We start from the raw sequence: 8,685 nt of genomic DNA on the forward strand, positions 1-8,685 counted from the left end.
GGTCCGGACCGGCCGCCAGCGACTCCAGCAGGTTGCGGAAGTGCTCCAGCACCCGCCCGACCTCGTCGGGACGGAAGCGTGCGTCGTGGAAGGTGCAGTCCAGCAGCATCTCCTCCCCGGAGGGGGAGACGGTCACGGAGAGGGGATAGTCGTCGCTCTCCAGCCCCCACATGTCCTTCACGCCGAAGCGGTCGCGGGCGGTGGGGTCCACGGGGTAGTTCTGGAACGACAGGAAGCTCTCGAAGAGCGGCCGGCCGCGGGGCACCTCGCTCCACCTCTGCACCTGCACCAGGGGGGAGAACTCGTACTCCCGCGTCTCCACCTGCCTGCGGTGCAGCCTCTCCAGCCAGGCGAGGACGGGGGCGTCGGGCGGGACCCGGACCCGCACGGGGAGGGTGCCGACGAACATGCCGACCATCTCCTCCATCCCCTCCAGCTCCGGCGGGCGCCCGGATACCGAGGTGCCGAAGAGCACGTCCTCCTCGCCGGAGTACCGGGCGAGCAGGAGCGCCCAGGCCCCCTGCGCCGCCGTGTTGGCCGTGACCTGTCCGCGGCGGGCCAGCGCGTGGAGCGCGGCCGTTGCCGGCGGCGACAGACGGGCGGAGCACCGCCCCGCCTCCATCCGCGCCTCCGCGTCACCCACCGCGGCACGCCCAATCCCGAGCGGGGTGGGAGTGGAGAACCCGGCGAGCTCGCCCCTCCAGAAGCGCTCCGCGCCCGCGAGGTCCTGGCGCTTGATCCAGGCGATGTAGTCGCGGTAGGGGCGGGGGTGCCCCAGCCTCGCCTGGCGCCCTTCCAGGCCGGCCTCGTAGAGCGCGAGCACCTCGCGGTACACGTTGGCCAGGCTCCACCCGTCCAGCACCAGGTGGTGGTGCGTCCACACCAGCTGGTGCGCCGCGTCGCCAAGCCGGAAGAGCGCGAGCCGCATCAGCGGCGGCTGCGCCAGGTCGAACCCGGCTTCCCGGTCGGCGCGCAGGTACTCCGCGATCCTCCTCGCCTGCTCCTCCTCGTCCACCCCCCGCCAGTCCTCGTGCCGGAAAGGGAGCGCCGCCTCCCTGCGCACGACCTGTAGCGGCGCGTCCACCTTCTCCCACACGAACCCGGTCCGCAGCACCGGGTGCCGCTCCACCACCCCACGCCACGCCCGCTCGAACACATCCACGTCCAGGCCGGTCGCGAGCCTCGCCCCGAACTGCCCGACGTACACGCCGGAGCCCTGGTCGGAGATGGCATGGAAGAGCATCCCTTCCTGTGCAGGAGACAGGGGGTACACGTCCTCCATAATCGTGCGCTTGCTCATGTCGTCCCTTCGTCCGGGCAGAAGCCGTTTCCCGACCTGCCTCCGGGGCCCCGGCCGAGCTCGGGAGGAGGAGCGAAGCGTACAGACGGCCGAACTGAGATTAGATGTCCTTACCTATGGGCATGACGTGCGTGGGCTGCCGCAGCCCGTTTCTCCGTCGGCAGCCGGGGCGAAACCGCGTGGAAGAAGGCCGGCCGCTCCCTTCAACCCCCGGTACATGTTAACATAGTCGCATTGTGATCGCAACTATACCGCAAATATCCGCACTACGACCAGGGAGCGCTGCCGCGCACGGAAGGAACTACGGTGTGGGCACGCCGCCCTGCGCGCGGGACCACGTGTTGTTCCCTCGGCTGACGTCCGGAAAGAGCTTCTCGGGATCGACCTCCACCCGGACCGGAGCGCCGCTCACGGCGACGTCCACCGTCGCCGTCCGGCTCCCCGCCGCCAGCCACGCGGCCACCGGGATCTCCGCCCGCGCGGTGGCCCCGGACGCCGTCGTCACCACGACCACGGCGGGGACCGGGACCTCGCCCACGTCGCGCACGGTCACCCTCACGGTCCCGGGCCTCGCCACCTCCACCCTCTCGACCGCCAGATCGGACGTGCCGGTCTCCCACCACCACGGGTAGAAGAACCAGCCGAGGTCTCGCCCGGAGACCCGCTCGAAGGTGTTGAAGAAGTCCCAGGGCGTGGGGTGCCGGAACCGCCACTCCGCCAGGTAGGCGTCCATCGCCCGGCGGAAGGGCTCCTCCCCCACCACGGCGCGGAGGGAACGGAGGAGGAGCGCCGGCTTGGAGTAGGCCGCGATGTAGCGGGCCCCGTAGGGGCTCACCAGGTCGGTGTGCCGCATCAGGGGGACTTCGGACGGTCCCCCGGCCACCGACAGGTAGCCGGCGCGATCGGGGGCGAGGAGGTCGTCCTCGGGGAAGAGGTCGTTCCGGCCCAGCATCTCGTAGTAGGTGACCACGCCCTCGTCCATCCAGGCGTTCGCGGCCTCGTCGCTCCCCACCAGCATGGGGAACCACTGGTGCCCCACCTCGTGCACGATCCCGGAGTGCAGGTCCTTGGGGTCAGAGTACCCGCCGATGAAGACGATCTGCGGATACTCCATCCCGCCGGCCATGGGCCCCTCGGCCACGGTGACCTGCGGGTAGGGATAGGGAGCCAGCGTCCTGCTGAAGAACTCGACGGCGTGCCTGCCGAAGCGGGCGCCCTCGTCCCACGCGGGCGTGCCGGCGCGGTAGAGCGCGTGGACGAGGACGCTCCCCGCCTCCCCCCCGCCCCCCGCCACGGGCGCGGGGAGCACGTCCCACCGGTAGCGGTTGGAGGCGGCGAAGGCGAAGTCGCGGACGTCTTCGCCCCGGAATCGCCAGGTCAGCTTGCCGCCCGGGGGCGAGAGGGTGGCGCGGCCGGCGTCCAAGTCGGCCTCGGTGATCACCCGTACCACCGTGTCGGAGCGGGCGGCCGCGTCCAGGCGGCGGCGCGCCCCGGGGGCGAGCACCTCGCCCGGGTTCAGGAGCACGCCCGTCGCCCCCGCCACCCACCCGGCCGGCAGGGTGAGCGCAACGTCGAAGTCGCCGTACTCCAGGTAGAACTCCCCGTCTCCCAGGTACGGGGTGGCGTCCCACCCCGCCACGTCGTCGAAGACGGCCACCTGCGGGTACCACTGCGCCACCAGGAACCCCCTCCCCCGGCGCCCCTCCGCGTACGCGGTGCGGAAGCTTGGCGCGGGGGGGACGGTGTGCCGCCAGTCCGCCTCCAGCACGGCGCTGTCACCGGGAGCGATCGGCCGGGGAAGGACGATCCGGGCGAGGGTGCCCCGGACGGCGTAGCCGGCGGGTGCGCCCGCCGGGGGCTCGTCCCGCACCTCCTGCAGCTCGGCGGCGCCCAGGAGACGGAGCGCCTCCCCCTGTGCGGCGACGCGCTCCAGCTGCACTCCCCCGGTGACCGGCGCGAACCGGTTCCGCGGCACGCCCTCGGAGTAGATGTTCTGGTACAGGTTGAGCACCACCGAGCGGATCGGGTGCGGGGAGCGGTTTCGGTACACGATCCACTCCCGTCCGCGGAGAAGGGCGGTCGCGGGGTCCAGCTCAGCCTCGATCCGGTAGCTGACCTCCTGCTGCCAGTAGCGGGGCCCCGGCGCGCCCGTCGTGGTCCGCGTCCCCCGCTCTATCGCGGCGCGGAACGCGGCGGGGACGGGGACGGGGCGCAGCAGGTGCCGCGTCGCCGTGTCGGAGGGCGTGGGACCCGCCGCGGGGCCGCCGGAGCCGGCGCACGCGCCGGCGAGCAGCGCGAGGAACAGGACGGCGGGGACTCCCGGCTTTGGCATGGGGGCGGCTCCGGTTCGGGTACGGGTGCTCCGGCGGACGGGGAGAGCGGCCCTCATGGGTGGAGGTCCGCCTCCAGCATGGCCAGCGTCGCCTCGTCGAGCTGCGCCAGGGGGAAGTCGGAGGGGGTGAACCCTCCGGCGTCGGCAGAGCGGCAGTGCGCGACGAGCGCGCGCAGCTCGGCCAGGTACCGCGCGGCGAGCGCCTCCACCGTCTCCGGCCGGTGGACGTCCCGGCCGTACGTCCAGCGGACCCGGAGGACCCCGTCCTCCACCGCCGCGACGACGTCCAGCAGGTGCGCGCGCCGGCCGCCCGGCCCATGGGAGGGGCCGATGGGCTCGTCCGCCACGGCGAACAGGCCGGACCCGGATACCGTCTGGTCGAACTGGCCCAGGTAGTTGAAGCTGATCTCGGGGACGGGGAGGGCGCGGAGCTCGCTCCGGACGTCGGGGTCGGGGGTGAGGTAGCGGAGGAGCCCGTACCCGATCCCGCCGGCGGGGACGCCCCGGAGCTGCTCCTTGACCGCCTTCAGCTCCTCCGCCTCCCCCCAGGCGCGCCGGAGGTCCAGGAGCACCGGGAAGAGCGAGGTGAACCACCCGACCGTGCGGGACAGGTCCACGTCCGGGAACAGGTCCTCCCGCCCGTGTCCTTCCAGGTGCAGCAGGACGCGCCGCTCCCCGCTCCACCCCGCCAGGCAGCGGGCCAGCGCGGCGAGGAGCACGTCGTTGATCCGCGTGCGGTAGGCGGCGGGCACCTCGTGCAGCAGCGCGCGCGTCTCGTCCGCGTCGAAGCCCGCCGTCACGTAGCCCGCCCGCGCGGGGCGGTTCTCCGCTCCGGGATGATCTACGGGAAGGCGCGGCGGGTCGTCGTGGTGGAGTCCGGTCCAGAGATCCGCCTCGCGCCGCAGCTCGTCGGACGCGGCGTGCTCCGCCAGCCGCTGCGCCCAGCGCGCGAAGGAGGAGGTCTTCGGGGGGAGATCGCCCGCTTCCCCGCCTCCCTCCAGGAGCCGCTGCAAGTCCTCCAGGAGCACGCGCCACGACACCCCGTCGACGGCGAGGTGGTGGACGACGAGCAGGAGCCGCTCCCCCCGCGCACCCAGGTCGAAGCGGACCACCCGCAGCAGCGGCCCCCGCTCCAGGTCGAGGCTGGCCTGCACCTGCCCCGAGACCGCCTCCAGGCGGCGCTCCCGCTCCCCCGCCGGGAGGCGGGACAGGTCCAGCGCGAGCACCGGCGCGGGGCCTCCCGGGTCGGCGTACCGCTGCGTCCACCCCCCGCCGCCGCGGTGGAACCGCAACCGCAGGGCGTCGTGGTGGGCCATCAGCAATCCGACCGCGCGCGCGAGCGCCCGGTGGTCCAGGTGACGGCGCGGAGCGAAGAGAAAGGCCTGGTTCCAGTGGTTGCGATCGCCGATCTCCTGCTCGAAAAACCAGTGCTGGATGGGGGTGAGCGGAACCTCTCCGGCGAGCGCCCCCTGCTCCTCCGGTGTCCCGGAGGCGCTCCCCGCCACCCCCGCGAGCCGGGCGATGGTGGGGTGCTCCACCATCTGGCGAGGGGTGAGGTGCACCCCCTCCTGCCGAGCCCGCGCCACCACCTGGATGCTGAGGATGGAGTCGCCACCCAGGTCGAAGAAGCGGTCGTGCACACCCACGCGCGGGACCCGGAGCACCTCCGACCAGATCCGGGCGAGGGTCCGCTCCACGGGGGTGCCGGGGGCCTCGTAGCTCCCGGCGCCGCTCCCCGGGTCCGGCTCCGGGAGCGCGCTCCGGTCGGTCTTGCCGTTGGGCGTCAGGGGGAGGCGGTCGAGCACCACCACCGCCGCGGGCAGCATGTGCTCCGGGAGGTGCCTCGCCGCGTGCGCGCGCAGTTCGGGGGGATCAGCCGCGACCCCCGCGGCGGGAACGACGTAGGCGACCAGGCGCGCGTCGCCCGCCGCGTCCCGGCGCACCATCGCCACCGCCTCGCGCACGCCGGGGTGGGCCAGGAGCACCGCCTCGACCTCCCCCGGCTCGATGCGGAAGCCGCGCACCTTGACCTGCGCGTCCGTGCGCCCGATGAACTCCAGCTCGCCGTCCGCGCGCCAGCGCACCCGGTCCCCCGTCCGGTACAGCCGCGCGCCCGGCTCCGCCGAGAACGGGTCGGGGACGAACTTCTCCGCCGTCGGCCCCGGCCTGCCCAGGTACCCTCGCGCCACCCCGGCGCCCCCCACGTGGAGCTCCCCCACCACCCCCTGCGGCACCGGCTCGCCCCGCGCGTCCAGCACGTATGCCCGCGCGTTGTCGACCGGCCGGCCGATCGACGGCAGCCCGCCCTCCCGCGGCCCGGGTGCGACCTCCCCCCAGGTTGCGACCACCGTGGCCTCCGTCGGCCCGTAGGCGTTCACCAGCGCGAAGGGCAGCCCCGCGCGCGGGCGCACGCGCAGCGCGTCGCCCCCCGTGAGCAGCGCGCGCAGCGCCGTCTCCGCCGGCCACTCCAGCGCCAGCACCCCCTCCGCCAGCGGCGTCGGGACGAAGGCCAGCGTGATCCCCCGCTCCAGGAGCAGCGCCTGCAGCGCCTCCGGCGACGCCCGCGTCCCGGCGTCCACCAGGTACAGGCTCGCCCCGGCCAGCAGGTACGGCCAGGTCTCCCACGCCGCCGCGTCGAAGCTGAACGAGGCGAGTTGCGTCGCGCGGTCCGCGGCGCTCACGCCGAAGGCGCGCGCGTGCCAGCCGGCAAGGTTCAGCAGGGCCGCGTGCGTCACCACCACCCCCTTGGGCCGCCCCGTGGACCCGGAGGTGTAGATCACGTACGCCGGGTTCTCCGGCTCGACCGCCACCTCCGGGGCGTCCTCCTCCTCCCCCTCCGGGCGCTCCGCGCCGCGGTCCAGGACGACCGTCGCCCCCGCGTGCGCCGGGAGGCGGGCCAGGGTGGCCTCCTCCGCGACCAGTGCCGTGACGGAAGCGTCCTCCAGGAGAAAGGCCAGGCGCTCCACCGGGTACTGCGGGTCGAGCGGGAGGTAGGCGCCCCCCGCCTTGAGCGTGCCCACGACGGCCACCACCCTCTCCAGGGAGCCCTCCACGCACACGGCCACGCGCGCCTCGGGACCGACCCCGCACCCGTGCAGGTGGCGGGCGAGTCGGTTCGCGCGCCGGTCCAGCTCCGCGTAGGTCAGCGAGCGGTCGCGGTCGGCGACGGCGACGGCCCCGGGCGTGCGCCGCGCCTGCTCCGCGAACCGCTCGTGGACGCACCACCGGGACGGGTGGGGACGCTCCGTGGCGTTCCATTCCACCAGCACACGGGCCCGCTCGGCCGGGTTCAGCAGCGGGATGGCGGCCACCGCGCCCTCCGGGTCCGCGGCCATCCCCTCCAGCAGGGTGGCCAGGTGCCCCAGCATCCGTTCGATGCCGGCGCCGTCCCACAGCTCCGTCCGGTAGGTGAGCTCCCCGTGCAGACGCCCGCCAGAGTCGATGACCGAGAGGGCGAGGTCGAACTTGGCGGCGGCGCCCGCCGCCGGCATGGGCTCCAGGCGCGCGCCGCCCAGCTCCAGCACCTCCCCGCCGGCGGGGGCGTCCCGCAGGGTGAACATCACCTGGACCAGCGGGGCGTGCGCCTGGCAGCGCTCGGGCCGCAGCTCGTCCACCAGCCGCTCGAAGGGGAGGTCCTGGTGGGCGTGCGCCTCCAGCACCCGCGCCCGCACCCGGGCCAGCAGCTCGCGGGGGCCGGGCTCGCCCGACAGGTCGGCGCGGATCACCAGCGTGTTCACGAAGAGCCCGATCAGCCGCTCCAGCTCGATCCGGGTGCGCCCGGCCACCGGGACGCCGACGAGGACGTCCTCCTCGCCCGCGTAGCGGGCGAGGAGCGCCTGCCAGCCGGCAAGAAGCAACATGAAGGGCGTCGCGCCCTCGCGCCTGGCCAGCTCGCGGAGGCCGCGGACCGCGTCCGGGGCGAGCGCGAAGGGGACGCTCGCCCCCCGCGAGCCCTGCACCGGGGGACGGGGACGGTCGGTGGGAAGCTCCAGGAGCGGGGAGGCGCCGCGCAGCTGTTCGCGCCAGAAGGCGAGCTGCCGTTCCAGGGCCCCACCCTGCAGCGAGTCCCGCTGCCACCCGGCGAAGTCGGCGTACTGGACGGGCAGCCCGGTGAGGCCGGGCTCCCGCCCGTCCCGGCGGGCGGCGTACAGCCGCGCGACTTCGTCCACCAGGATCCCGGTGGACCAGCCGTCGCTGACGATGTGGTGAAGCGTGAACAGGATCGCCGCGTCCGTCCCGTCCAGCCGCACCAGCACAGCCCGCAGGAGGGGTCCGCGGGCCAGGTCGAAGGGGCGCGCCGCCTCGCCGCGGGCGAGCCGCAGCAGCTCCGCCTCCCGCGCGGCCGGCTCGAGGGCGCACAGGTCGACTGCCGGCAGGGGGACCGGGCCCGGCGCCGCAATCCGCTGCATCGGCTTCCCGCCCGGTGCCGGGAACGTCGTGCGCAGGACCTCGTGGCGCGCGGCCAGGTCGTCCAGGCTCCGGCGCAGCGCGGCGGGGCTCAGCTCCCCCCGCACCCGCAGGGCGGTCGCCATGTTGTAGGCGCTGCTCCCGGGCTCCAGCTGGTCCAGGTACCAGAGGCGCTGCTGCGCGAAGGAGAGCGGGAGCCGCTCCGTGCCGTCACGGGGCACCGGCACCAGGGGCGGCGGCGGCTCGCCGGCCCCGCCCCGGGCAGCCGCCTCCACCACGCTGGCCAGCTCCGCCAGGGTGCGGGCCTCGAAGCACGCCCGCAGGGGCACCTCCACCCCGAACGCCTCCCGGATCCGCGAAGTCACCCGGGCCGCGTGCAGGGAGTGGCCCCCCAGGACGAAGAAGTCGTCCCGCGCGCCGACCGGGCCCGCGCTCAGCACCTCCCCCCAGATCGCGGCGAGCGCCGCCTCCACAGGGGTGCGCGGGGGCACGTAGCCCGCCTCGGAGCGGCGCTCCGGCGCCGGGAGCGCAGGGCGGTCGACCTTGCCGTGCCGGGTGCGGGGGAGCGCGTCGAGCACCACGATGGCGGACGGCACCATGTACTCGGGGAGCGAGGCGCGGAGGTGCGCGCGCAACGCCGCGGCCC

At 74.8% G+C, this 8,685-nt stretch carries 3 protein-coding genes; all 3 read right to left on the reverse strand.

Features of this window, described 5'->3' with window-relative positions:
- On the reverse strand, positions 1-1,300 hold a 1,300-nt coding region (locus VGR37_21540), incomplete at its 3' end, for a condensation domain-containing protein (protein ID HEV2149995.1).
- A gap of 301 nt (positions 1,301-1,601) precedes the next feature.
- Positions 1,602-3,632, reverse strand: coding sequence for a M1 family metallopeptidase (locus VGR37_21545; protein ID HEV2149996.1), 2,031 nt, complete (start codon positions 3,630-3,632; stop codon positions 1,602-1,604).
- Between the two features lie 53 nt (positions 3,633-3,685).
- A complete protein-coding gene (locus VGR37_21550; protein ID HEV2149997.1) occupies positions 3,686-8,674 on the reverse strand; it encodes an amino acid adenylation domain-containing protein in 4,989 nt (1,662 codons plus the stop codon).
- Positions 8,675-8,685 lie beyond the last annotated feature (11 nt).

It is taken from the genome of Longimicrobiaceae bacterium (assembly GCA_035936415.1).
Lineage (GTDB): Bacteria > Gemmatimonadota > Gemmatimonadetes > Longimicrobiales > Longimicrobiaceae > JAFAYN01.